The organism is Pseudomonas sp. S2_H01 (assembly GCF_054668305.1).
Genome location: NZ_CP162756.1, coordinates 5074080 through 5098158 on the forward strand (window position 1 = coordinate 5074080; position 24079 = coordinate 5098158).

23 protein-coding genes are annotated in these 24079 nt (G+C 60.6%); 14 read left to right on the forward strand and 9 right to left on the reverse strand.

Features of this window, described 5'->3' with window-relative positions; genetic code table 11:
* Window positions 1–16: 16 nt before the first annotated feature.
* The 3 genes from AB4N84_RS22570 to bla all read left to right on the forward strand — a co-directional run bounded on the left by AB4N84_RS22570 (window position 17) and on the right by bla (window position 3487).
* Window positions 17–2074, forward strand: coding sequence for a 2Fe-2S iron-sulfur cluster-binding protein (locus AB4N84_RS22570; RefSeq protein ID WP_460043261.1), 2058 nt, complete (start codon window positions 17–19; stop codon window positions 2072–2074).
* 43 nt (window positions 2075–2117) lie between these two features.
* Entirely contained in the window at window positions 2118–2321 is a 204-nt protein-coding gene (locus tag AB4N84_RS22575; protein WP_074749730.1) for a hypothetical protein, read from the forward strand.
* Window positions 2322–2599: 278 nt separating this feature from the next.
* A complete protein-coding gene (gene bla / locus AB4N84_RS22580; RefSeq protein WP_460043263.1) occupies window positions 2600–3487 on the forward strand; it encodes a class A beta-lactamase in 888 nt (295 codons plus the stop codon).
* A gap of 156 nt (window positions 3488–3643) precedes the next feature.
* Here bla and AB4N84_RS22585 read toward each other — a convergent pair whose 3' ends face one another.
* Window positions 3644–4705 carry an SDR family oxidoreductase gene (locus AB4N84_RS22585; RefSeq protein ID WP_460043264.1) on the reverse strand — a complete coding sequence of 354 codons (1062 nt, stop codon included), beginning with the start codon at window positions 4703–4705 and terminating at the stop codon, window positions 3644–3646.
* A 111-nt stretch (window positions 4706–4816) separates the two neighbouring features.
* The gene (locus AB4N84_RS22590) at window positions 4817–5299 is read right to left on the reverse strand and encodes a DUF2938 domain-containing protein (protein ID WP_074749733.1); all 483 of its coding nucleotides are present in this window, start codon (window positions 5297–5299) and stop codon (window positions 4817–4819) included.
* Window positions 5300–5833: 534 nt separating this feature from the next.
* Between AB4N84_RS22590 and AB4N84_RS22595 the strand changes: the two genes are divergently transcribed.
* Window positions 5834–7942 (forward strand): TonB-dependent siderophore receptor, encoded by a 2109-nt coding sequence (locus AB4N84_RS22595; protein ID WP_460043265.1) that lies wholly within the window; start codon window positions 5834–5836, stop codon window positions 7940–7942.
* 72 nt (window positions 7943–8014) lie between these two features.
* Here AB4N84_RS22595 and greB read toward each other — a convergent pair whose 3' ends face one another.
* The 3 genes from greB to AB4N84_RS22610 form a co-directional block, all read right to left on the reverse strand.
* Window positions 8015–8524 (reverse strand): transcription elongation factor GreB, encoded by a 510-nt coding sequence (gene greB, locus AB4N84_RS22600; RefSeq protein WP_460043266.1) that lies wholly within the window; start codon window positions 8522–8524, stop codon window positions 8015–8017.
* Between the two features lie 105 nt (window positions 8525–8629).
* Window positions 8630–11143: an ABC transporter permease gene (locus AB4N84_RS22605; protein ID WP_074749735.1), complete on the reverse strand. Its 2514-nt coding sequence runs from the start codon at window positions 11141–11143 to the stop codon at window positions 8630–8632.
* A complete protein-coding gene (locus tag AB4N84_RS22610; protein ID WP_074749736.1) occupies window positions 11143–11826 on the reverse strand; it encodes an ABC transporter ATP-binding protein in 684 nt (227 codons plus the stop codon). Before AB4N84_RS22610 ends, AB4N84_RS22605 begins: the two co-directional genes overlap by 1 nt.
* Window positions 11827–11836: 10 nt before the next feature.
* Between AB4N84_RS22610 and AB4N84_RS22615 the strand changes: the two genes are divergently transcribed.
* From AB4N84_RS22615 to AB4N84_RS22625, 3 genes are all read left to right on the forward strand, one after another.
* Window positions 11837–12442: an arylesterase gene (locus AB4N84_RS22615; RefSeq protein ID WP_074749737.1), complete on the forward strand. Its 606-nt coding sequence runs from the start codon at window positions 11837–11839 to the stop codon at window positions 12440–12442.
* Window positions 12443–12773: 331 nt separating this feature from the next.
* A complete protein-coding gene (locus AB4N84_RS22620; protein WP_074749738.1) occupies window positions 12774–13070 on the forward strand; it encodes a hypothetical protein in 297 nt (98 codons plus the stop codon).
* Between the two features lie 84 nt (window positions 13071–13154).
* Window positions 13155–14123 (forward strand): L,D-transpeptidase family protein, encoded by a 969-nt coding sequence (locus AB4N84_RS22625; protein ID WP_460043268.1) that lies wholly within the window; start codon window positions 13155–13157, stop codon window positions 14121–14123.
* 188 nt (window positions 14124–14311) lie between these two features.
* Here the strand turns inward: AB4N84_RS22625 and oprI are convergent, their stop codons facing one another.
* On the reverse strand, window positions 14312–14563 hold the full coding sequence (oprI, locus tag AB4N84_RS22630; RefSeq protein WP_003199355.1) for an outer membrane lipoprotei OprI: 252 nt from the start codon (window positions 14561–14563) through the stop codon (window positions 14312–14314).
* A 703-nt stretch (window positions 14564–15266) separates the two neighbouring features.
* Between oprI and AB4N84_RS22635 the strand changes: the two genes are divergently transcribed.
* Window positions 15267–15548: a GNAT family N-acetyltransferase gene (locus AB4N84_RS22635; protein WP_074749740.1), complete on the forward strand. Its 282-nt coding sequence runs from the start codon at window positions 15267–15269 to the stop codon at window positions 15546–15548.
* A 77-nt stretch (window positions 15549–15625) separates the two neighbouring features.
* On the opposite strand, the gene AB4N84_RS22640 is transcribed toward AB4N84_RS22635, so the two are convergent.
* Complete coding sequence (locus AB4N84_RS22640; protein ID WP_460043270.1) at window positions 15626–16702, reverse strand: 3-deoxy-7-phosphoheptulonate synthase; 1077 nt, start codon at window positions 16700–16702, stop codon at window positions 15626–15628.
* 213 nt (window positions 16703–16915) lie between these two features.
* On the opposite strand from AB4N84_RS22640, the gene AB4N84_RS22645 reads away from it, so the two are divergent.
* From AB4N84_RS22645 to cysB, 5 genes are all read left to right on the forward strand, one after another.
* Window positions 16916–17293, forward strand: coding sequence for a thioredoxin family protein (locus tag AB4N84_RS22645; RefSeq protein ID WP_460047102.1), 378 nt, complete (start codon window positions 16916–16918; stop codon window positions 17291–17293).
* 11 nt (window positions 17294–17304) lie between these two features.
* On the forward strand, window positions 17305–18267 hold the full coding sequence (locus AB4N84_RS22650; RefSeq protein ID WP_460043272.1) for a putative 2-dehydropantoate 2-reductase: 963 nt from the start codon (window positions 17305–17307) through the stop codon (window positions 18265–18267).
* Window positions 18268–18350: 83 nt separating this feature from the next.
* Window positions 18351–19253 carry a 5'-nucleotidase gene (locus AB4N84_RS22655; protein ID WP_460047104.1) on the forward strand — a complete coding sequence of 301 codons (903 nt, stop codon included), beginning with the start codon at window positions 18351–18353 and terminating at the stop codon, window positions 19251–19253.
* Between the two features lie 95 nt (window positions 19254–19348).
* Window positions 19349–19843 (forward strand): universal stress protein, encoded by a 495-nt coding sequence (locus tag AB4N84_RS22660; RefSeq protein WP_460043273.1) that lies wholly within the window; start codon window positions 19349–19351, stop codon window positions 19841–19843.
* A 153-nt stretch (window positions 19844–19996) separates the two neighbouring features.
* Window positions 19997–20971: an HTH-type transcriptional regulator CysB gene (gene cysB / locus AB4N84_RS22665; RefSeq protein WP_062382408.1), complete on the forward strand. Its 975-nt coding sequence runs from the start codon at window positions 19997–19999 to the stop codon at window positions 20969–20971.
* Between the two features lie 112 nt (window positions 20972–21083).
* On the opposite strand, the gene AB4N84_RS22670 is transcribed toward cysB, so the two are convergent.
* Window positions 21084–21818, reverse strand: a complete 735-nt coding sequence (locus tag AB4N84_RS22670) for a phosphoadenylyl-sulfate reductase (protein WP_074749745.1) — start codon at window positions 21816–21818, stop codon at window positions 21084–21086.
* A gap of 188 nt (window positions 21819–22006) precedes the next feature.
* Here AB4N84_RS22670 and thrH point away from each other — a divergent pair, with 188 nt between their 5' ends.
* Window positions 22007–22624 carry a bifunctional phosphoserine phosphatase/homoserine phosphotransferase ThrH gene (gene thrH, locus AB4N84_RS22675; RefSeq protein WP_460043275.1) on the forward strand — a complete coding sequence of 206 codons (618 nt, stop codon included), beginning with the start codon at window positions 22007–22009 and terminating at the stop codon, window positions 22622–22624.
* Window positions 22625–22685: 61 nt separating this feature from the next.
* Here the strand turns inward: thrH and pabB are convergent, their stop codons facing one another.
* A complete protein-coding gene (pabB, locus tag AB4N84_RS22680; RefSeq protein WP_460043277.1) occupies window positions 22686–24029 on the reverse strand; it encodes an aminodeoxychorismate synthase component I in 1344 nt (447 codons plus the stop codon).
* Window positions 24030–24079 lie beyond the last annotated feature (50 nt).

Sequence of the window (24079 nt, forward strand, 5' to 3'; positions counted from 1 at the left end):
AGTGGGAGTCTGTGTCATGAACGATGTCCCTTCTGAAAGACCCTCACCTTGGCATTCCGGTGAGCTGGAAATGCAAGTTCACGTCGGCGTCGCCGAGCGCATGGGCGTGATGGGCAAGAAAGTCATTCGTGATTACATGCCCGATCAGCACCGTGAGTTTTATGCGCATCTGCCCTACATTTTCATCGGTGCGGTGGACGATGAGGGCTGGCCTTGGGCAAGCCTGATGGACGCCCACGCAGGCTTCATTGCGTCACCCGATCCACGGCATTTGCAATTTTCCCGCCTGCCTGACAGCGACGACCCCATGGGCGCGCACTTCGTACCGGGGGCGGCGGTGGGCATGCTGGGCATTGACCTGCGCACCCGTCGGCGCAACCGCATCAACGGGCATATCCAGTCCGTGAGCGATCAGGGGTTCTCGGTGCAGGTGGAGCACTCGTTCGGCAATTGCCCGCAATACATTCAGCTGCGTGAACTCAAACAGACCGCGCTGCCTGACCTGAAGGCGCGTGCGCCGATTGAACGCATGAGCACGCTGGACGATGCGGCTGTGGCAACGATTCGTGCTGCCGATACTTTTTTCGTCGCCAGCTACGTGGACCTTGAAGGCGATCAGCCACACCGCTCGGTGGACGTTTCCCATCGCGGCGGGCAGGCGGGCTTCGTCAGGGTCGAGGGCGACGTGCTGACCATTCCCGACTTCGCCGGGAACCTGCATTTCAATACGCTGGGCAACTTCCTCGTTAACCCGAAAGCCGGGTTGGTGTTCATCGATTTCACCACCGGTGATCTGCTGCAACTGGTGGGCCGTACCACAGTGATCCTCGACGGGCCGGAAATCGCTGCCTTTCAGGGCGCCGAGCGACTCTGGCAGGTCAAGGTCGAGGCCGTGGTTAGACGCCCTCAGGCGTTGCGTTCGCGCTGGCAGTTCCAGGGCTTCTCGCCCAATAGCCTGATGACCGGCGATTGGGAGCAGACCGCTGCGCGTCTTCAGGCCGATGCATTGCGCGACCAATGGCGTCCGCTGCGGGTGACGCGAATCGCCGACGAAAGCGCAGGCATCCGCTCGTTTTATTTCGAGCCCGTCGATGGCGCCGGTTTGTCCGCCTTCAAGGCCGGCCAGCACCTGCCGTTGCGACTGACCCTGGAGGGGCACGCCAAACCGGTGATCCGCACCTACAGCCTGTCGAGCGCGCCGTCCGATGATTTCTTTCGCATCAGCGTCAAGCGTGATGGCCTGGTGTCGGCGCACTTGCACGACGCGTACAAGGTCGGCGACCTGATCGAGGCGCGGGCGCCGCAAGGCAGCTTTGTAGTAGACCCGCGGGAACGCCGGCCACTGGTGTTGTTGGGCGCCGGCATTGGCGTGACACCGATGCTGTCGATGCTGCGCGAGGTGATTTATGAAGGCAAACGCGTGCGACGCATGCGGCCGACCTGGTTCATTCAGAGTGCACGTCGTCTGGCGGATCTGGCATTTCGCGAAGAATTGGACACACTGGTTGCCAACGCCGGAGATCAACTGACGGCTGTCCGTCTGCTGAGCCAGCCCGAGCGCGACGCGCGTCTAAGCAAGGATTATCACCTTGCGGGTCGTATTGACCTGGACCTGCTCAAGGCGCTGTTGCCGTTCGATGACTTCGATTTTTATGTCTGCGGACCTGCAAGCTTCACACAGGGGCTGTATGACGAATTAAGGGCGATGCATGTACGCGATGAGCGAATCCATGCCGAAACCTTCGGCCCGTCGACCCTGCAGCGCACCCGCGACCAACAGACGGCCGGGATCCAGCAGCCGCCTGCTGCCACGGTTTCAGTGCCCGTGCTGTTTGAGCGATCTGCCAAGGAAGCGCGTTGGCAACCCGATGGCGGGACGTTGCTGGAACTGGCTGAGAGCCGGGGCCTTGAACCCGAATACAGCTGCCGCGGTGGTTCCTGCGGCACCTGCAAGACCCGGCTCGTCAGTGGCCAGGTGCATTACCCGGTCCCGCCCCCCGAAATGCCGGCGGCCGACCACGTGCTGATCTGCTGCGCAGTCCCGGCCTCAGGGCCGCTGGTGCTCGATCTGTAAACATCCATGCGAGTGCAGAACATGTTTGACGGGAGTCACTGCGATGAGTGAATGGCCAGCGTTCGAAAAAGAAGACGATCCCAACCTGATGCACGCCACCGAGCAGGAGGTGTCGTGGCTGCTGCCACAGTCACTGGCCTCGCTGGCTGGCGAACTGGCTGCAAGCCACGAGGAGCATGAGTCTCCGACGACCTTGCGGCTGATTTCCTGGGTGCGTTCGGTGTCAACGTTCAGTCGCCACCGGTGATGGCCGGGCCGGCCCTCGACACCCCGGGTGGCTGATGCTCGGTCGAGGTTCACCCTCCCACCAGGATGCTCGTTCGGGCACAAATTGAGGGTTGAAATGATTCGCTGTCTGACCGGATGATGTGCGTCGGTCGCGATACGTACGCCGTTACCGGGCGTCGCACATCATGCTGGGCGTACCTGCCTGAATGCGTTGATCACCGTGACCTGACGGCGCCCAAGGTACAGGGCTGGCCCGCACGGTTATCAGGTTGTCCATCCATCAAGACAAGGAAGTGTATGTCGATTACCCGCAGAAAACTGATTGGCGCCTCTTTGGTGGCCATCCCTTCGCTTTATTGTTTCAACTTACTGGCTGCCGATCTCGGCACTGCATCATCCTCTTCAATTGAACAGGGACTGGCTGAGCTGGAGCGTCGCCACGGCGGTCGCCTGGGTGTGGCCATCCTCGACACGGGCAGCCAACGCCTGATCGCCCATCGCGGCGATGAGCGTTTCGCGATGTGCAGCACGTTCAAGGCGCTCGCCGCTGCGTATGTGCTGGCGCGGGTCGACCGCAAGGAAGAAGACCTTTCACGTGTGATCGTGTACGGCAAGGATCAGTTGGTGCCGTACTCACCGACCACGGAAAAACACACAGGCGAGGGTGGGTTGAGCGTGGGTTCGATCTGCGAGGCAGCCGTGACGTTGAGCGACAACACGGCGGCCAACCTGCTGCTGGACAGTTTCGGCGGCCCGCCTGCGTTGACCGCGTGGTTGCGTTCGACGGGCGATCAGGTCACCCGGCTTGATCGGCGCGAACCGGATCTGAACGAAAACCGGGCGGGTGATCCCCAGGACACGACCACGCCGATTGCGATGTTGCAGAGCCTGCGTACGCTGATCCTGGGGGATGTACTGTCCGGTGCTTCGCGGGACCAACTGATCGCCTGGCTGGTGAGCAACACAACAGGCGACAAGAAACTGCGTGCCGGGTTGCCCAAGGGCTGGAGGGTGGGGGACAAGACCGGTTCGGGGTCGAACAACGCGAGCAATGACATTGCCGTGATCTGGCCGCCGAATCGTCCGCCGTTGATCGTGACGGTGTATTACACCGACGCCAAGGCAAGTGGCGATCAGGTCAATGCGCTGATTGCTGACGTCGGATGCCTGGTTTCGCAGGTGTAGGTTTTGATGATCGTCCCCACGCTCCGCGTGGTAACGCAGTCATTGACGCTCCGCGTCAGCCTGGACGCAGACCGTCCTGTCCGGCATTCCCACGCAGAGCGCGGGAACGATCATTAACCTGTGGGAACGAGCTGACTCACGCGGGGGCAGGCGACGTTACGGAATCAACCGCTGCTTGCGCAGCTCGTCGAACACGTCGAAAAACGCCTGATCACTCGCTTGAAACTCCTTGAAGCCCAATGCGCGGCTTTTCGACATGTCGGTGATCACTTCAATGGGGCGCCCCAGGTCCGCGTCGGTGTGCCAAGGCGAGATCAGACGGTTGATGTCCGCTTCTTTCAGGCCGTGCTCACGCACGATCTCGGTCCAGGCCGCTTGATCCTCGGCCATTTGAGTCTCCAGTGGCGAGACACTAGGCGGGTAGGTCGCAGGGTGCAGGCCGAAATAGTCGGCGATCCGGGTCCACATCCATTTCCAGCGAAACACGTCGCCGTTGGTGACGTTGAACGCCTGGTTCGCTGCCGCAGGCGTCGTGGCTGCCCACAACTGCTGCTTGGCCAATTGGCGTGCGTCGGTCATATCGGTGAGGCTGTCCCACTGCACGCGTGAGCCCGGGAACACGAAGGGCCTGCCTGTGGCTTTGCAAATCGAGGCATACACGGCCAGTGTGGTCGCCATGTTCATGGCATTGCCCACGGCAACGCCGGTCACGGTGTGCGGACGGTGCACGCTCCAGGTAAAACCGTCGCGCTTGGCGGCGGCAAACACTTCGTCTTCCTGGGCGTAGTAGAAGTTCTCGATGTCCAGACGCCCTTGTTCTTCACGAAACGGCGTTTGCGGCAGCGAGCCTTTGCCGTACGCCTCGAACGGGCCGAGGTAATGCTTCAAACCGGTCACCAGGGCGACGTGCTTGACGCTTTTGCCCGGGCTCAACGCATCCAGCACGTTGCGCACCATGCCCGCGTTGACCTTGATGTTCTCCGCCTCGGTGGCCTGACGCGACCAAGTGGTGATGAAGACGTGGTTCGGCTTGATGCCTTCGAGCGCTTGCTTTACCGACGCCGGGTCCTGCAGGTCGGCGGCGACGGGAATCACCCCCGCAGCTTGCGAAGGATGGCGGGAGAGGGCGGCGACCTGCCAGCCGTCCGCAAGCAACAGTTGGGTGGTTGCGCTGCCGACAATGCCGCTGGCGCCGACGACCAATGCGGTCTGAGTCATGGGGTGCTCCTTGAAGATGAAGAGAATCAGCCTTGTCGGCCCTGAAGACTCAGAGCCCGCAGGCAGGGCAGAGGTTCATCTCGATAAGACGCCGTTAGGGCCACCCGTCATTCAGCCCACCAACAACGCCGCCCCATACATGCCTGTCGCGAATACCACATGGCCGATGACATTCTGCAAGCGTGCCACGGTTGGGTTGGGAGCCTTGTTGCACGCAACGCCAACGCCCATGCCGGGTTGCAGGATGAACCAGCCGGCGCCGATCGTGACCAGCCCCACGATCAGCGCTGGGAAAAATGTCGGAGCGTGCGCCCATTGCACGCCCCAGATCATCAGCAACGCGGCCGCGAAAATGATCCCGACGGCGTAATGCATGGCCCAGCCAATCTTCAGCTCATTCGGGACTGGCGGCGAGTTGCCGATGCCGTTGCGGTGCACGAACTGGCCATGGCGCATCCCGGCAAACCAGCGTCCCACCAGATGCCATGGCGGGGTGGGCATACCGAGGGTTCTTTTGAGCAGTTGTGCCCAGAGGTCCAGCAAGGCGGTACCGCCACTGCCGATGAGAACGGCGAGGAAGATAAATTCGAACATGTCTGTCCTTGGTGTCGTCGGTTATCAATGCGTTCGTAGTGGCGCCACACGTTAGCAGCTTGTCGCGATGGCGCGCATGAAACAGGCGAAAAAACCGTTGTGAGCCACCTTCGACAGCAGAATTCTTCATTCGCGTTTTTTCGCCTACGAGCCTGTCGATGACCATGATCCCTGCGCCAGATCCGTCACTGACCAATCATCGCCGTGGATGGGCGGGCTTACTGTGCGCCTGGGTCCGTCTCGGCGCCGTAGACTGTCCATCCACCAGGCCTGCGCTTCACGCCAATCGTGAAGACCGGATAGTCCATTCAAGGAAGGCCGCGCTGGCGGGATGATTGCGTGACCGCTTTACGTCGGGCTTCTCCGCCCAGACGGCCACGAACCCTTCATAAGCATTACGTGGCAGACACCGCGCAATGGGTTCGAGGTGAATTGTGAAAAACATGTGAATAAATGTTGGTGACACATATAGTAATCATTATCACTCTGATTCAGAATCCGGTTTCTTTTTTTACGCTATCAGGAACCGAGACCTTGAATCGTTGTGTTTCCGCCACTTTGCTTCTTGCCAGTGCCGTCAGCAGTGTTTCCCTCGCGCAGGCCGCCGATGAAATGACCCTGCCTGCCACGCAAATTCAGGACGTTGCCGCTCAGGATGACGCGCAAAGCGTAGGGTACGTCGGGAGGCCGTCTTCCAGCACCACGAAGCTGGGGCTGACCAACAAGGAAACGCCACAGGCGATCACCACGATCACCCGTGACCAGATCAACGATTACAAGATGAACAGCGTCAAGGACGCCCTCCGTTCCGCACCGTCGGTGACCGTGGAGCAGAGTGAAACCGACCGTACGGAATTCACCTCCCGCGGGTTTGAAATCAACAGCTTCGAATTCGACGGTATGAACATGCCGTTCACCCAGACCATCCTGAACGGTGATCTGGACATGGCCGAATACGAGCAGATCGACGTGTTGCACGGTGCCAACGGGTTGATGAGCGGGGCGGGGAACCCGTCGGCCACCGTCAACTTTGTGCGCAAGCGACCGACGAAGGAATTCCAGGCACAGATCGACACCAGCGTGGGTTCCTGGGACACCCGTCGTGTTGACGTGGATGTTTCGGGCCCGCTGACGGACACCGGAAACGTGCGCGGCCGCTTCATCTACGCCCATGAAAAAGGAAATTCGTGGATGGACCGCTACAGCCACGAGAAGAACGTCGCGGCGGGCTTGCTGGCATTCGACCTGTCCGACGCCGACACCCTGACGGTCGGATTCTCTCAGCACAACAGCGACTCGAACGGCAGCACCTGGGGCAACTTGCCGTTGGTCGACAGCAGCAACAACCCTATTCATTACTCAAGTCGCAGCTCAAACGTCGGCCAGCCGTGGTCCTACTGGGACATCCATACGCAGCGCGTCTTTGCCGAACTGACGCATGATTTTGGCAACGGCTGGAACGCCACGCTCACCGGCACCGCCATCACCGAATACCAGAACAGCAGCATGTTGTATGTCGCCAGCGTCACCGACGACGATGCACTGGCTTTCGCCGCTCAAACTTCCGGCAGATCGCACCAGTTGATCGGCGAAGCGAAAGTCTCTGGCCCCTTCAGCCTGTTCGGGCGGGACCATGAGCTGACCTTCGGCGCCAGCTATGGCCGCACGCACCAGAAGGCGCGCGAGTACGATGCGGCGCAAGCGGGGTATTACAACACCTCGTTCGCCAGCATTCTGGCCGGCACCGAGGCGCCACCTCAATTCCTCTACACCAGCGACATCAACACCCAGAACATCATTGACCGGCAGAAGAGCCTGTTCGCCGGCGCCCGCTTCAGTCTGGCGGATGACCTGCACTGGATTGCCGGCGCGCGCATGCTCAGCACTGACGGTACGGGCGAGAGTTATGGCGTCGATCACGCGCAGCGCGAGCACGGCAAGGTCACGCCGTACACCGGGCTGGTGTATGACCTGAACAAGGAGTGGAGCCTTTACACCAGCTGGACGCAAATCTATAACCCGCAATACGGCTACGCCGGTATTGATGGAAAACCGGTGGACCCGCTCGAAGGCAAGAGCCTGGAGGCGGGTGTCAAAGGCAGCCTGCTGGATGAGCGCCTGAACCTGACGGCGGCGGTATTCAAGACCGAGCAGAGCAACGTGGTCGCGCTGGATCAAGCGCTGCAGGTCGGCTCTCAGTACCGCTACCCTACCGGGGACTACAAGAGCCGCGGTATCGAGCTCGAAGCGTCGGGCGAAGCCCTGCCAGGCCTCGACCTGCTGGCAGGCTACACCTACGTGCATATCGAAAATGAAGACGGTGACAAGTCGCGCCGGTACGTTCCGACGCACAGCTTCCGTGGCATGGCGACCTATCGTCTGCCGGGCTTGCCGCAGGCCCGCATCGGCACCCGCGTCAGCTGGCAGAGCGGCATTCAGAACGACAACATCAGCGTTATCCGCCAGAACGCCTACGCACTGGTCGACCTGATGACCAGCTACGACATTGACAGCAACTGGAGCACGGCGCTGAACTTCAACAACGTCACCGACCGCAAGTACCTGACGTCGTTGTACAGCGGCACCGCCAGCAACTACGGCGCGCCTCGCAACGTCACGGCTTCGCTGACCTGGAAGTACTGATACGTTTCAAGATCGCGTGAGCCTCTGCGAAGGGGCTTACGCTGATGCGCTGGCTCGCCGAATGCATCTGCGCTACTCGCTCTGTTCGGGCACTGGCGCAGCGTCTGACGGGTTTTCGTAGGAAATGCGGTTGATGTACCACATTGCTTCTCCGGTGGGCGTCTGCACCATCACCTCATCGCCTTGCTCTTTTTTGAGCAGCGCCCGGGCCATGGGTGAATCGATGGAGATGTAGTCCATGCGTCCATAGATTTCGTCGTAGCCAACGATGCGAAAGCGTTTGGTGTCGCCGTCATCGTTCTCGATTTCGACCCACGCACCGAAGAACACCCGGCCTTCCTGTTCTGGGGAATAATCCACCACGCGCATGTCTTCCAGGCGCTTGCGCAGGTAGCGCACGCGGCGGTCGATTTCACGCAGCAGCTTCTTGTTGTACTGATAGTCGGCGTTCTCGCTGCGGTCACCCAGGGACGCCGCCCAGGCGACTTTCTGGGTGATTTCCGGGCGGTAGACGCGCCACAGGTGATCGAGTTCTTGCTTGAGGGCGGTGTGGCCTTCGCGGGTACTGATATTGGTGCTCAAAGCATTTCTCGATGGTCGCTGTTCGAGGGTCGGCCTCAAGGATGAGCGGCCGGGGGCGATGCCGACATCTTTGCTGTCGGCATCGCCCCGGTCAACCCTTGGCGGTCAGCCTTCGCGCAGGACGGTCAGCGGACTGGCGTTAAGCGCCCGGCGTGTGCCGAACACGCCTGCGCCGCCCACCAGCGCCGCGCCGATCAATGGCAGGACCAGCAGCCAGACGTGCGGGTGCCATTCCAGATTGAAGGCGTAGCGGTAGAGCGCGAAGCTGACCAGTTCGCAGCCCAGTGCTGCCAGCACGCCACTGACCGCGCCCAGCAGGCCGAACTCGATGCGCCGTGCCTTGATCAGCAGCGCCCGGTTAGCGCCCAGTGCCCTGAGCAGCGCACCTTGGCGAATGCGCTCGTCAAGGGTGGCCTGCAAGCCGGAGAACAGTACCGCCAGGCCTGCGGCGAGGACGAACAACAGCACGTACTGAACCGCCAGCGTGACCTGATCGAGGATGCTGCGCAGTTGTTCCAGCAACGCTTCCACTTGCAGGATGGTCACTGCGGGGAAGGCGCGCGACAGCTCGACGATCTGCTGGTCGTTGCCAGGTGCGAGGTAGAAGCTGGTCAGGTAGGTGGTCGGAACGTCCTTGAGCGTGCCGGGCTGGAAGATCATGAAGAAGTTGGGTTGGAAGGTGTCCCAGTTGATGTCGCGCAGGCTGGTGACTTTGACCTCATGATTCGCGCCGCCAATCACGAAACTCAACGTATCGCCCAGTTTCATGTTCAGGCTCTTGGCCAGCTTGGTTTCAACCGATACACCGGGGATCTCATCGGCGGTGGGCGGTTGGTCGCTGGTCCACCACTGGCCTTCCGTGATGCTGTTGCCTTCGGGCAGGTGGGCCGACCAGGTCAGGTTGAGATCACGCTGGGTGGCGTTTTCGCCGCGTGAGTCCTTGGTCACGAACTTGCTGACCGGCTCGCCATTGATGCTCATCAGGCGCCCCGGAATCATGGGGTACAGCGGCGCGCTGTGGGTCGACAGTTGACCCATGCGCTCGGCGAAGCGGTCACGCTCGGCGGGCAGGATGTTCAGGGCGAAATAGTTGGGGGCATCTTTGGGTAACTGGTTCTGCCAGGTGTCCAGCAGTTCGCCGCGAAGCAGGGCGATCAATCCCATCGACAGCAGGATCAGCCCAAACGCCAAGGACTGCCCGGCTGCCGCCATCGGATGCCGAAGCAGTTGCCCCAAGCCCAGGCGCCAAGGCAACGAAGCCCCGGCCAGCAAACGGCGCAGGCTTTGCAAGGCGATCAGCAGAACGCCGCCCAGCACCACGGCGGCGATGAGGCCACCGCCGAGCAGGGCGAACGTCAGTACCAGATCCAGGCTCAAACGCCACATGATCAGGCCCAGCGCCAGCAATGCCGCGCCATACACCAGCCAGGTGCTGGCGGGAATCGGCAGCATGTCGCGGCGCAGCACGCGCAACGGTGGAACGCGGCCCAGCGCCGCCAGCGGCGGCAGGGCAAAACCGGCCAGTGCGACCAGACCGGTGCCGATGCCGGCGAGCGCAGGCAACCAGCCTCCCGGTGGCACGGCGGCCGGCAGCAGATTTTCCAGCAGATAGAACAGGCCCATCTGGGCGAACCAGCCGAGCAGGGCGCCTGCAACGCTGGCCACGATGCCGAGCATCGCCAGTTGCAGACTGAAAAGCACCAGAGCTTCGTTGCGTGACAAGCCCAGACAGCGTAGCAAGGCGCTGGCATCGAACCGTCGCACGGCAAAACGGGCGGCAGACAGCGCGACCGCAACACCTGCCAACAGCACAGCCACGAGGCTGGCCATGTTCAGGTAGCGCTCGGCTTTGCCCAGTGCACCGCCGATCTGTTGGTTGCCATCGCGGGCGTCGTCGATCTTCTGATTCGCGGCCAAGGCAGGTTCGATAGCTTTGCGATACGCCGCCAGGTTTTCCGGCGTGCCCCGCCACAGGTCGCGAAAACTGACGCGGCTTCCAGGCTGTACGACCTTGGTGGCTTCAAGGTCAGCCATGTTGATCATCACGCGTGGCGTCAGGCTGTAGAAATTGCCTGCTCGGTCGGGCTCGTAGGTCAGGACGCGCGTCAGCTTGAGTGTGGTGGAGCCGACATCGATGCTGTCACCCACCTTGAGATTGAGCGCCGCCAGCACGCGCGCTTCCGCCCAGGCTTCGCCTGCCTTCGGCTCGCCACCGGTGACCTCCGGCTGATACGGCGCATCGGCGCTTTTCAGCTCGCCCCGCAACGGATAAGCGGCATCCACCGCCTTCACGCTCGCCAGCTGAATACCATTGTCGGTTGCCACCACGCTGGAAAAGATCACGATCTGCGAATGGTCGAGCTTAAGCGCAGTTCCCGCTTCGATCTGCTCGGGGCTGGCCGGGGTCGAGCCGCTGAGGATCAGGTCGGCGCCGAGGAATTCAGTGGCGCGCAGCAGCATCGCGCTGTTCAGGCGCGAGCCAAAATAACCGATGGCGGTACTGGCCGCCACGGCGACCACGAGGGCAAAAAACAGCACCCGCAGCTCTCCCGCGCGGGCATCGCGCAGCAACTGGCGGGCGGCGAGGCTGAGCAGACGGGCAAACGGCAGACGTGCCATCAAGGCTCCATAGGGGTGACGAGACGGCCACCTTCAAGTCGGATCAGGCGCCGGCATCGATGGGCCAGACGTTCATCGTGGGTCACGAGCACCAGCGTGGTGTTGCGCTCCTGGTTCAGTTCGAACAGCAGGTCGCTGATCCGCTCGCCGGTGTGGCTGTCAAGGTTGCCGGTGGGCTCGTCGGCGAACAGCACGTCAGGGTCAGCGGCAAAGGCGCGGGCGATGGCGACCCGTTGCTGCTCGCCGCCGGACAACTGTCGAGGCGTGTGGGTCAGTCGTTGGCCCAGGCCGACCCGTTCCAGCAGATGCCGTGCCTGTTCGCGGGCGTCCTTGCGACCCTCGAGCTCCATGGGCAACATGACGTTTTCCAGCGCATTGAGGCTGTCGAGCAGCTGGAATGACTGAAACACGAAGCCCACGTGTTCGGCGCGAACTCTGGCCCGCTGATCTTCATCCAGTTCACTGAGATTGCGCCCCGACAGCGTCACGGCGCCCGCGCTGGGCAAGTCCAGGCCGGCCAGCAGGCCCAGCAGGGTCGATTTGCCCGAACCCGAAGCGCCGACGATGGCCAGCGTGTCGCCCTTGTTTAGTTCCAGGGAGAGTTCGTGCAGGATGGTCAAGTCACCTTCGGTGCTTGGGACCACTTTGCTGAGGTTCCGAGCACTGAGAATACTTTCGCTCATGGAGAATCCGATGCGTGCGTGGTTTTTAAGTGCTGGCCTGGGGTTGCTGCTGTTGTCTCAAGGAGCGATGGCAGGCACGGTGCTGATCGTTGGCGATAGTATCAGCGCGGCTTTCGGCCTGGATACCCGTCTAGGCTGGGTCTCTTTGCTGGAACAGCGCCTGGCGGAGCAGGGGTACAAGGACAAAGTGGTCAACGCGTCGATCAGCGGCGACACCAGCGCAGGCGGGCAGGCGCGGCTTCCGGCGCTGCTTGCAGCGCACAAACCGGATCTCGTGATCCTGGAGCTGGGCGGTAACGATGGGTTACGCGGCCAGCCTCCTGCACAATTGCAACAAAATCTTGCGTCGATGATCGACAGCTCACGCGCAGCCGGGGCCAAGGTGTTGCTGCTGGGCATGCAGATTCCACCGAACTACGGGGCGCGTTACACGACGGCGTTCAAGGAGGTCTACAGCAACCTGGCCGCTGAGAAGAAGGTCGCGCTGGTGCCGTTCATGCTGGAGGGCGTTGGCGGCGTTCCCGAGTACACCCAGGCGGACGGCCTGCACCCGGCGGCGAATGCGCAAGGTCGGTTATTGGAGAATGTCTGGCCGGTGTTGAAGCCGTTGCTTTAGGGGGTGGCTTGAGGGTTTGGCTCAAGGGTTTGGCTGGGGATGATTACTTTGATGCCCTGTCGGGCCTGGTCGCCAGCAAGCCGGCTCCTACATCTGCTTAAACGTGCCATGGCCTGATGGATCGAGTTCTCGGTCTTTGAGTCCGCTTAAGATGGGTTTGGGCACCACAGAGCGGGCACGGCGATCTTTCAGGCTGCTGCACGTTGCAGAACATGTAGGCGCCGGCTTGCTGGCGAACCGGGCTGAAAGCCTTGAGCGTCACAATCTCAAGCCGACCCTTTTCCAAAACAAGGCTTTCGGCTAATGTGGCGCCCCCGAACTGGAGCCCCTCATGCCGCGCCGTCCCGCCTGGTCCCTTTATGCCTATCAACTGATCGAGCCCGATGAGCAGCTCGACCTGTTCGCGTGCCAGGAAGTTCGAGTGCATCTGGCCGCCCGGCAACTGGAACTGGCCGGTTCTGCCGACCGTACTTTGTGCGGAAGCCTGCTGCCTGCACAGCCGCGTTGGTCCAGCGTTGAGCAGGCCATTTACCAGGATGAGCGTCTGTGCCCGTTGTGCCGGGCGATCATCGACGCACAGCGCCGCGGATGGAATCCCATCTGGCCTGAACTGGACACCGGCGAGTAAGCGGTCGCGCCTACTCCCGAAGGGCCTTGGGTGCGTGTACAATCGCCCTCATTAAAGCCTCCCGTTTACCCAAGGATTCCCCGGATGTTGTCGCGCATTCCAGCTTTCGCCCGCTGTCTGTCGCTTGCTGCACTGTGTGCGGCCGGCCCTGTCTCCGCTCTGGAGTTTCCGTTGCCGCCACCCGGCGAAGACATCATCGGCGCGGTCCAGACCGTAACAGCCAAGTACGAAGACACCTTCGCCGACCTCGCCACAAAGTACGACCTGGGCTATCTGGAAATGATCGCGGCCAACCCCGGCGTCGACGCCTGGCTGCCGGGCGCCGGGACGCAGGTCGTTCTGCCGACCCGCTTCATTCTGCCGCCGGGCCCGCGTGAAGGGATCGTCATCAACCTCGCCGAGTACCGGTTGTACTATTACCCGAAAGGCCAGAATGTGGTGTACACCTTCCCGCTGGGTATTGGACGTGAAGGCTGGGGTTCGCCGGTTTCCACAACCAAGGTGACCGCCAAGACACCCAACCCGACCTGGACGCCGCCGGCGTCGGTCAAGGCCGAACATGCCGCCGATGGCGACATCCTGCCCAACGTGGTGCCGGCAGGGCCTGATAACCCGCTCGGGCCCTTCAAGTTCGGTCTGGGCCTGCCGGGTTACCTGATCCACGGCTCGAATAAAAAATTCGGGATCGGCATGCGCACCAGCCACGGCTGCTTCCGCATGTACAACAACAACGTGCTGGAAATGGCCGGCATGGTTCCCGTTGGCACGACCGTGCGCATCATGAACGAGCCCTACAAGTTCGGCATCAGCGGTGGCAAGGTGTACCTCGAAGCGCACACGCCGCTGGATGAGAGCGGCAACCCGTCGGTGGTCGACAAGCACACGGCTGTCATCAACGCGCTGCTCAAGCGTGAAGACCTGGCCAACAACCTGCGGATCAACTGGGATGAAGTACGTGATGTGGTCGCTGCCGAAGACGGCATGCCGGTAGAGATCGCGGTGCCAGGAACGGCGGCTGCGGCCGTTAACAACACGCCGGTCACGCTGCAGTAAACGTAAACTGCCTGACCTGACGCTGATACCCGTTCACCACGCTCTGCGACGCAGGGCAGGGTGAACGGGTTTTTTATTGCCTGAAGACCGTGCCGGGAAACGGTTTCGCAAGCGTCCCGGGTAAGGAAATCAGGCAACAAAAAGCCGATCCGAAACCGGATCGGCTTATCAATAATCCCGAGGGATTATTACTTGCGGCTTGCCTTGTCCAACATGCGCAGAGCGCGCTCGTTGGCTTCGTCAGCAGTCTGCTGAGCTTTCTGAGCAGCAGCCAGAGCTTCATCAGCCTTGCGATAGGCTTCATCAGCACGAGCTTGCGAACGAGCAGCTGCGTCTTCAGTTGCAGTCAGACGAGCTTCGGTTTCTTTGGAGGCGCTGCTGCAACCGGTAGCCAGAACTGCGGCCAGGGCCAGAGCAGAGAATTTCAGAACGTTGTTCATCGTGTTCCCCTTAAAGGACTTCTATCAAATTAATCATCTCTCGAAAATGAGAAAATGACCGGCGTACATACTACCCATTGTTTGTAGTAAGTAAACGGACTAAGCGCAAGAACCGCATAAAATTCTTTGCTTTGAAAGTGTTCCGCGCACTTCTTCACGCTTTTTGTCTGGAAAAAACCCAGCCCTGTCAGGCGAATACACCTGCCAGTGGGGCAGCCGTGGACGGTTGACCCTGCTCGCGTCAATAACGTGACCCGGGTCAATCATCGGGACGCTGGCCCCGGCCAAGCTGCGCTGAACCGCGTTACAGCCTTTTTTTGTATAGACGATGATCGGCGATGATGCTTGTTCTTTGGTGCTCAAAGTGACTTTGCCGAACCATTGACGTCTCAATGGACATTACCCGGCGACGTCAGGTTCCATCGTGCTGTCCGGTCAGATGTGCGGCAGTGCATTTTCCTGTTGATTCACTTGAGCGGATTCGATAATGGCGCCTACTATTTGCAGGTGCTCTTTGTTTGAGAACAGCCAGGCTCTTCTCGGTGTCCAAATCAGGCACAGGGTGGCGTAGAAGGCAGTATTGCGCGCACAGGCCCGTAGGCGGTCGGCGCGCGGTGGTTTTCATACTTGCCTGTAGAGGTTCCTTCGCCGGACAAAGATGGGTAAGGTAGGGGTCCAATTCCAAGACCCGCGAGGAGTAGTGATGAGCGAGGCGTTGTCCATCCACCATGACCAGACCGGTCACCAGTTCGAGATCAACATCGACGGTCACCGAGCCTATCTGACGTACATGGACCTGGGGAAACAGACCCTGGACATCTATCGTACGTTCGTTCCCAACGCGTTGCGGGGACGAGGCATTGCGGCGGCACTGACTGAGGTGGCGCTCGATTACGCAGAAAGCATGGGCTACACCGTCATTCCCTCGTGCTCTTACGTTGAGCGCTACATGGAGCGCAATCAGCGTCAGGCCGCCAAGATCTGAACCGTGGATTGAAGCCGTAAATGTTGTCATGAAAAACGCCGAGCAATTGCTCGGCGTTGTTGTTTCCAGATTAGCGATCAGTCGCGCTTGCGCTTGGGCAGCACGTCCTTGAGCTTGGCGTGCATGCTGCGCAAGGTCTTCTCGGTGCTTTCCCAGTCGATGCATGCATCGGTGATCGACACGCCGTATTGCAGATCGGCGAGGTCTTTAGGGATGGCTTGAGCACCCCATTTCAGATGGCTTTCGACCATCAGGCCGATGATCGACTCGTTGCCTTCCAGGATCTGGTTGGCGACGTTTTCCATGACCAGTGGCTGCAGCGCCGGATCCTTGTTGGAGTTGGCGTGGCTGCAATCGACCATGATGTTCGGTTTGACCTTCGCCTTGTTCAGCGCCTGTTCGCAGAGTGCGACGCTGACCGAGTCGTAGTTCGGCTTGCCGTTGCCACCGCGCAGCACCACATGACCATAGGCATTGCCTTTGGTCGTGACGATGGAGACACCCCCTTCCTGGTTGATACCCAGGAAACGGTGCGGGCTAGACACCGACTGCAGGGCGTTGATGGCAACCGTCAGGCCACCGTCGGTGCCGTTCTTGAAGCCGACGGCCGAAGACAGGCCGGACGCCATTTCACGGTGAGTCTGGGATTCGGTGGTGCGTGCGCCGATGGCGGACCAGCTGATCAGGTCCTGCAGGTACTGCGGCGAGATCGGATCAAGGGCTTCGGTCGCGGTGGGCAAGCCTTTCTCGGCCAGATCCAGCAGCAGTTGGCGACCGATGTGCAGACCGTCCTGAATCTTGAAAGAGTCATCCAGGTACGGGTCGTTGATCAGGCCTTTCCAGCCGACGGTGGTGCGCGGTTTTTCGAAGTAGACACGCATGACCAGGTACAGGGTGTCGGACACTTCCGCCGCCAGAGCTTTCAGGCGCTCGGCGTATTCGTGGGCAGCCTTGATGTCATGGATCGAGCACGGCCCGATCACGATGAACAGGCGGTGGTCCTTGCCATCAAGAATGTTGCGGATCACTTCGCGACCCTTGCTCACGGTGGCCTGGGCGGCAGCGGTGAGGGGGATTTCGCGCTTGAGCTGATCCGGAGTGATCAGTGTCTCGTTGGAGGCAACGTTGAGGTCGTCAATCGGTAAATCAGCCATCGTGTTACTCATCAGGTCACGGATGCTGGCCGCCAACGTCCCCGTGCGGCGGAGCCGAGCATTATTGAGCGCAACGGGGGAGCCGAACCTTAGCGCGTTCGCCAGTACTTCGACAATGGGTAAACGTGGCTTTCCTCCTGCAGGCGCGGGATTGTCTAGCACATTTGTCCGCAGGCGGAGCCGACAGGGCGCCTGATGTGGGTAAACTGCGCCCTGTGGACCGACAGCGCACGAGCGCACCCTGGAGAGATCGGCGTGGACCAACTGCAACTGACGGATTTTGACCTCGATCAGCAACTGCTGGCGTTACCTGGCGTCTCGCTGCTTATATTCACCAGCGTGGGTTGCTCCAGTTGCCGCTGGGCCCGGCATCACCTGCCGGAGCAATCGTTGCCGGTCGACCGGCTGTGCTGGATCGATGCCGAGGAGAACGGTGGTGCAGTGCAACGCTACGGCGTATTCCACCTGCCTTCGCTGTTCGTCATTCGCGACGGAGAATTTTACGGCGCGTTACGCAGCAAAATGTCCTCTGAAGCTATCACTGTCGGCCTGGAGCAGGCCTTGGCGCGCGCGCCTGACGAGTTACCTTGAACGGGGGAAGCATGAGCGAAATCATCAAAAAGCCTCGCGTGGGCATCATTGGCACCGGCGCCATCGGCGGTTTCTACGGCCTGATGCTGGCCCGGGCCGGCTATGACGTGCATTTTCTGCTGCGCAGTGAATTCAGCGCGGTGTCGCAGAACGGTTTACGCGTGGACAGCCAGGTGCACGGTGCGTTGAGCCTGGAATCGGTTCAGGCGTATGCCTCAGCCGACGATATGCCCGCCTGTGACTGGCTGTTGGTGGGCGCAAAGACCACCGGCAATAACGGTGTCGCGCCGGCAATCATTCAGGCCGCCGCGCCGAACGCCAAGGTGTTGATGCTGCAAAACGGCCTGGGCGTCGAGGACGATCTGCGCGCCGTGTTGCCCGACTCGCTGCATCTGCTCGGCGGACTGTGCTTCATTTGCGTACACCGCACCGGTCCCGGTCAGATCGCACACCAGGCGTTCGGCGCCGTGAACATTGGATACCACAGCGGGCCCGCAGCCGAAGGTGCAACTCGTCAGAACATTGTCGAAGAGGGGGCTGCGCTGTTCCACACGGCCGGTATCGAATCGGTGGCAATGGATAACCTCGACAAGGCGCGCTGGCAGAAGCTGGTGTGGAACGTGCCTTACAACGGGCTATCAGTGCTGCTCAATGCCAGCACCACGCCGCTGATGGCAGACCCGGACAGCCGCGAATTGATTCAAGGTCTGATGGCCGAGGTGGTGCAGGGCGCTGAAGCCTGCGGCCATACCCTGCCGGAAGGGTACGCGGAGCAACTCTTCAAGGTTACCGCGCACATGCCGGATTATCGCCCGAGCATGCACCACGATTTTGTCGAACAGCGCCCGCTGGAGTTGGAAGCGATTTACGCAAAACCACTGGCAGCCGCGCTGGCGGCGGGCTGTGACATGCCGAAGATTCGGACGTTGTACCACGCGCTGGCCTTCATTGATCGCAGTCGCCGTGGAGGCTAGAGCCAATCTTTCTGTAATCGCGCGCTCTGTCGGCGCGCGAGCTCATTGAATTGACGGAGTAGCCGATGGCCAACGATCTGACCATGAAAACTGCAGGCGGCAAGCTGGTTCTGGCGATCTCTTCGCGCGCGTTGTTCGACCTGCGGGAAAGTCATGCGATCTACATGACAGACGGGGTTGCCGCGTATCGCAAGTACCAGATTGATCATGAAGATGAAATGCTGGAGCCCGGCGATGCCTTTCTGCTGGTGGAAAAGCTGCTGAGCCTCAATGCCAGTCTCAGTCAGTCCCGCGTGGAGGTCATTCTGGTGTCACGCAACAGTGCGGACACCGGCCTGCGTGTCTTCAATTCGATTCAGCATTACGGTCTGGACATCTCCCGAGCGGCGTTCGTCGGAGGGCGTAGTCCGTTTCCGTACCTCGCGGCCTTTGGCAGCCACCTGTTTCTGTCCACTCACGCGGAGGATGTGCGCAGCGCGCTGGACGCGGGGTTTGCGGCGGCAACGATTCTCTCCGGTGGTGCCCGGCGCGCCGCCAGTGCCGAGTTGCGCATTGCTTTCGACGGCGATGCCGTGCTGTTTTCCGACGAGTCCGAACGGGTTTATCAATCCGGTGGGCTCGAGGCCTTTCAGGCCAGCGAACGGGAAGCCGCGCGTCAGCCGTTGCCGGGCGGGCCGTTCAAGCCCTTCCTTGCCGCGTTGAACCTGCTGCAGCGCGAGTTTCCCGAAGAGTCATGCCCCATTCGCACGGCGTTGGTCACCGCGCGTTCTGCGCCCGCTCACGAGCGTGTTATCCGCACGCTACGGGAGTGGGACATCCGACTGGATGAGTCGCTGTTCCTGGGCGGGCTGGAAAAATCGGCCTTCCTCGAAGCCTTCGCGGCCGACGTGTTTTTCGACGATCAACCCGGGCATTGCGAGAAAGCGCGCGAAGTGGTCGCCACCGGGCATGTTCCGCATGGCATCAGCAATGAGCTAAAACCGTGAACCTTTAGACCGGAAAGCTGTATCAAACCCGCCGATTCGCGTGTGCGCTGCTACGCTCAATGGTGACTCCGCCTTCATGGCTGCCGGGAGGTCACATGATTCGCTCGATGCTGTATGCCACGGACCTTGGTCTTTATGCGCCCTACGTCCTGCAGCATGCGCTGGCGCTGGCCAAAACGTTCAATGCCGAGCTTCACGTGGTCCATGTCGTCGAGCCTATGGGGCTGTTTGCGGAATCCGTGCTGCAAAGTTATCTGGCTGAGGACGTGCTCAGAGAGTTGCACAGCGAAGGCGTGAATACGGTCATCGAAAGTATCGAGCTGAGGGTGCTCGCCAGCTTTCGTGATGAGCTTGAGGAGAATCACCAGGACCTTGAGCTGATCCGCAGCGTACGCGTCGTTCAGGGCGATCCCTCCAACGTGATCCTCGATCAGGCCCAGAGGCTTGAAGTCGATCTGCTGGTGGTCGGCAGTCACAGCCACGGTGCCGAGGGGGATACACCGATCGGACGAACTGCTGCGAGGGTGTTACAGCTTTCCGAGGTGCCGGTGTACATGGTGCCAATGGTGCAGAACCGTTCCAATGTGTGAGCGTAAAAGGTGGAAACCCAGGGGGCGTGAAAAAAGCAGCGTGCCATTACCGGTTAAAAGTGATAAAAAGTTCTATCTTTGCCTTCCAGACCATTAATCCAGTTATATACCGTCGCTGATGCCTGCGGCGTCTTCCGGCTTTGAGGGACACATATGAAGCTTCAGCAATTGCGCTACATCTGGGAAGTGGCGCACCACGACCTCAACGTTTCGGCGACGGCACAAAGCCTGTATACCTCGCAGCCGGGTATCAGCAAGCAGATCCGTTTGCTCGAAGACGAGTTGGGCGTCGAGGTTTTTGCACGCAGCGGCAAGCACCTGACACGTGTGACGCCGGCGGGGGAGCGGATCATTACCACGGCAGGCGAAATCCTGCGCAAGGTCGAGAGCATCAAGCAGATCGCTCAAGAGTTCTCCAACGAGAAGAAAGGCACCTTGTCGATCGCGACGACGCACACTCAGGCGCGTTACGCCTTGCCGCCCGTGATCAGCAACTTCATCAAGCAATACCCGGACGTGGCGTTGCATATGCATCAGGGTTCGCCGATGCAGATCGCCGAAATGGCGGCGGACGGTACTGTGGATTTCGCGATTGCCACGGAGGCGCTGGAATTGTTCGGCGATCTGGTGATGATGCCGTGCTACACCTGGAATCGCTGCGTGGTCGTGCCTCAGGGGCACCCGCTGACCAAGCTGCCCAAGCTGACGCTGGAAATTCTGGCCGAATACCCGATCGTGACGTACGTGTTCGGTTTCACCGGGCGTTCGAAGCTGGACGAAGCGTTCAGTCATCGCGGTCTGACGCCCAAAGTGGTGTTCACCGCCGCCGACGCCGACGTGATCAAGACCTACGTAAGGCTGGGGCTGGGCGTGGGCATCGTCGCCAAAATGGCCGTCGACCCCAAGCTGGACAGCGATCTGGTGGTGCTGGATGCCAGCGAACTGTTCGAAGCCAGCATTACCAAGATCGGGTTCCGTCGCGGCACGTTCCTGCGGGGCTTCATGTGCGACTTCATTGAGAAGTTCGCGCCGCACCTGACCCGCGATGTCATGGCCAAGGCGATCCAGTGCCATAACAAGCAGGAACTGGAAGAGCTGTTCGACGGCGTGGTGCTGCCGGAGCATTGACAGGCATTAATGTGTAGGGGCGCGCTTGCCCGCGGTTTTTCAGCCACGGTATTGGATCTGTGGCTGAAATAACGCAATCGCGGGCCAGTACGCGTCTACGGTTCGGCGGTCATCAAGCTTTGGTGATCAAATTCCCCGAATGCAGCCCGCATTCCTTCTGCGTTGCCTCTTCCCACCACCAACGACCTTCACGCTCGTGCTGATTCGGCAGCACCGGGCGTGTGCAAGGCTCGCAGCCAATGCTGATGAAACCGCGCTCATGCAAACTGTTGTACGGCAGTTCGAGCATGCGGATGTAATTCCAGACGTCCTCGCTGCTCATCTGCGCCAGTGGGTTGAATTTGTACAGCGGGCGCTCTGGCGTCGAAAACGCGCTATCGATTTCGACCACGGCCACGCTGTTGCGGGTGCTCGGGCTCTGGTCGCGACGCTGGCCGGTCGCCCAGGCCTTCACGTCAGTCAGCTTGCGACGCAGCGGTTCAATCTTGCGCACGCCGCAGCATTCACCATGGCCGTCCTTGTAAAAGCTGAACAGCCCCTTCTCCTTGACGAAAGGCTCAAGCGTTTCACGGTCAGGTGACACGATATCGATGGCGATCTTGTATTGCTCGCGGACCTGATCGATGAAGCGGTAGGTTTCGGGGTGCAGGCGGCCGGTGTCGAGGCTGAAGACCTTGACGTTCTTGTTGATCTTCCAGGCCATGTCCACCAGCACCACGTCTTCCGCGCCGCTGAAGGAAATCCACAGCTCATCGCCGAAGTGCTGGAAGGCGAACTTCAAAATGTCCTGGGCGGACTTGTTAGCGTAGGTCGCTGCAATCTCGGCGACGTCGAAGGGATGGCTCATCAGGCGGCTTCCTAATCGGTGGCGGCGCGTAGGCGCTCTTAATGCGGCGCTTGAGCGCTCGTAGTGGCGCAGATGGTAACAAAAACCTTCGGCGATTTGCCTGAAACCTGAGTTTGCGCACTGCCCGTCGAGCTGGTTAGAGTGCTGCTTCCCTGACGTCGCATGACTGAACACACAAGGAGTGGTTTGTGGAAATTGCCTGTCTTGATCTGGAAGGTGTGCTGGTCCCGGAAATCTGGATCGCGTTCGCGGAAAAAACCGGTATCGAGTCGCTGCGCGCGACCACGCGCGATGTCCCCGACTACGACGTGCTGATGAAACAACGCCTGCGCATTCTCGACGAACACGGGCTGAAGCTGTCTGACATCCAGGAAGTCATCGCCACGCTTTCGCCGCTGGAAGGTGCCGTGGATTTTGTCGACTGGCTGCGCGAACGGTTTCAGGTGGTCATTCTCTCTGACACCTTCTACGAGTTTTCCCAGCCGCTGATGCGTCAGCTGGGATTCCCGACCTTGCTGTGCCACCGTCTGGTGACGGATGAGAGCGGCCGGGTGGTCAGTTATCAGCTGCGCCAGAAAGATCCGAAGCGTCAGTCGGTACTGGCGTTCAAAAGCCTGTATTACCGCGTGATCGCAGCGGGGGATTCGTACAACGACACAACCATGCTGGGTGAAGCCGATGTCGGGATCCTGTTTCATGCGCCCGACAATGTCATACGGGAATTTCCCCAGTTCCCGGCCGTGCATTCGTTCGAGGCGTTGAAAAGGGAGTTCATCAAGGCGTCGAACCGGGCGTTGAGTCTGTAATCGCGCGGTCATTTTCGGTAGGCGCCAGCCGGCTGCGCCTACCGTGAAATTGAGACGGGCATTACAGCGATTCCAGCGTCTGCATCAATACCCGAACCTTGGTGAAGGTTTCCTGGTATTCGGCTTCCCACTGCGAGTCGGCGACAATACCGCCGCCGCCCCAGCAGGCAATCTGCCCGTCTTTGGCCAGCAAGCTGCGAATGGCGATGGAGCTGTCCATCTCGCCGCGCACATCCAGATACAGCAATGATCCGCAATACAGCGCCCGACGGCTGGGCTCCAGTTCGTCGATGATCTGCATGGAGCGGATTTTCGGCGCGCCAGTGATTGAGCCGCCGGGGAAACTGCCGCCAATGAGGTCCAGTGCGTCCTTGCCCGTTGCCAACTCGCCCGTCACGGCGCTGACCAGATGGTGGACATTCGGGTAGCTTTCGAGGCTGAACAATTCCGGCACCTTCACCGAGCCGATGCGGCAGCTGCGACCCAGGTCGTTGCGCAGCAGGTCGACGATCATCAGGTTTTCAGCGCGGTCTTTCGGGCTGCACAGCAGTTCTTCAGCGTAGGCGGCGTCTTCGGCCGCATCCTTGCCCCGTGGCCGGGTGCCTTTGATGGGGCGGGTTTCCACCTGGCGCTGACTGACCTTGACGAAGCGCTCCGGTGACAGACTCAGCACTGCGTTGCCATCGGGCAGGCCGAGATAGCCGGCAAACGGGGTGGGGCAGGCGACACGCAACGCCTGATAGGCCGCCCACGGATCTCCGTGGTATCCGGCACGGAAGCGTTGCGCGTAATTCACCTGATAGCAGTCGCCTGCGTGGATATAGGCATGAATGCGTTCGATGGCGTGCTGATACTGGTCGGCAGTGATGTCCGGAGCAAAAGGAGCCGCCAACTGGAAACGCCCGTCGTCTTTGCCAGGTCGTTGCTCAAATAGACCGATCAGTCGATTACGTGTTTCGTCGTCGAGTGACGGGTGAAACACCAACTGGCTGGTGCCTGACTGGTGATCGCTGATCAATGCCCAGGCGTAGAGCCCGAGCCGGGCCGAGGGCAGATGCAGATCGTCGACGGCCTGCGAGGGCAGGGGTTCGAGCAGCCGACCGAAATCGTAGGCCAGATAGCCGATCAGCCCGCCGGCAAACGGCAGTGGGTTTTCTTTCGGTAAATCCGCCTCGCCCATTAGGACAAGGCGGTCACGCAGTCTCTGCAGGAAGGCGGTACCGCTTTCATCGGCCGCCGGCGCCAACGTCTCCAGCGGCCAGGCGCTGAGGATGTCGAAGCGCCCGCGTTCAGCCTCGGGCCGGCCGCTGTCCAGCAACACGGCGCCGGGCGCGTGGCGAATGATCGAGAAGTACCCGGTCGGGTCGACCTGATAGGCAAGCGGGTGTACGGAGCAGGTTGGCATTCGAGGTAAATCAGTCGTGGCAGCGGAGGGCGATTGTAGTCCTCCGGGAG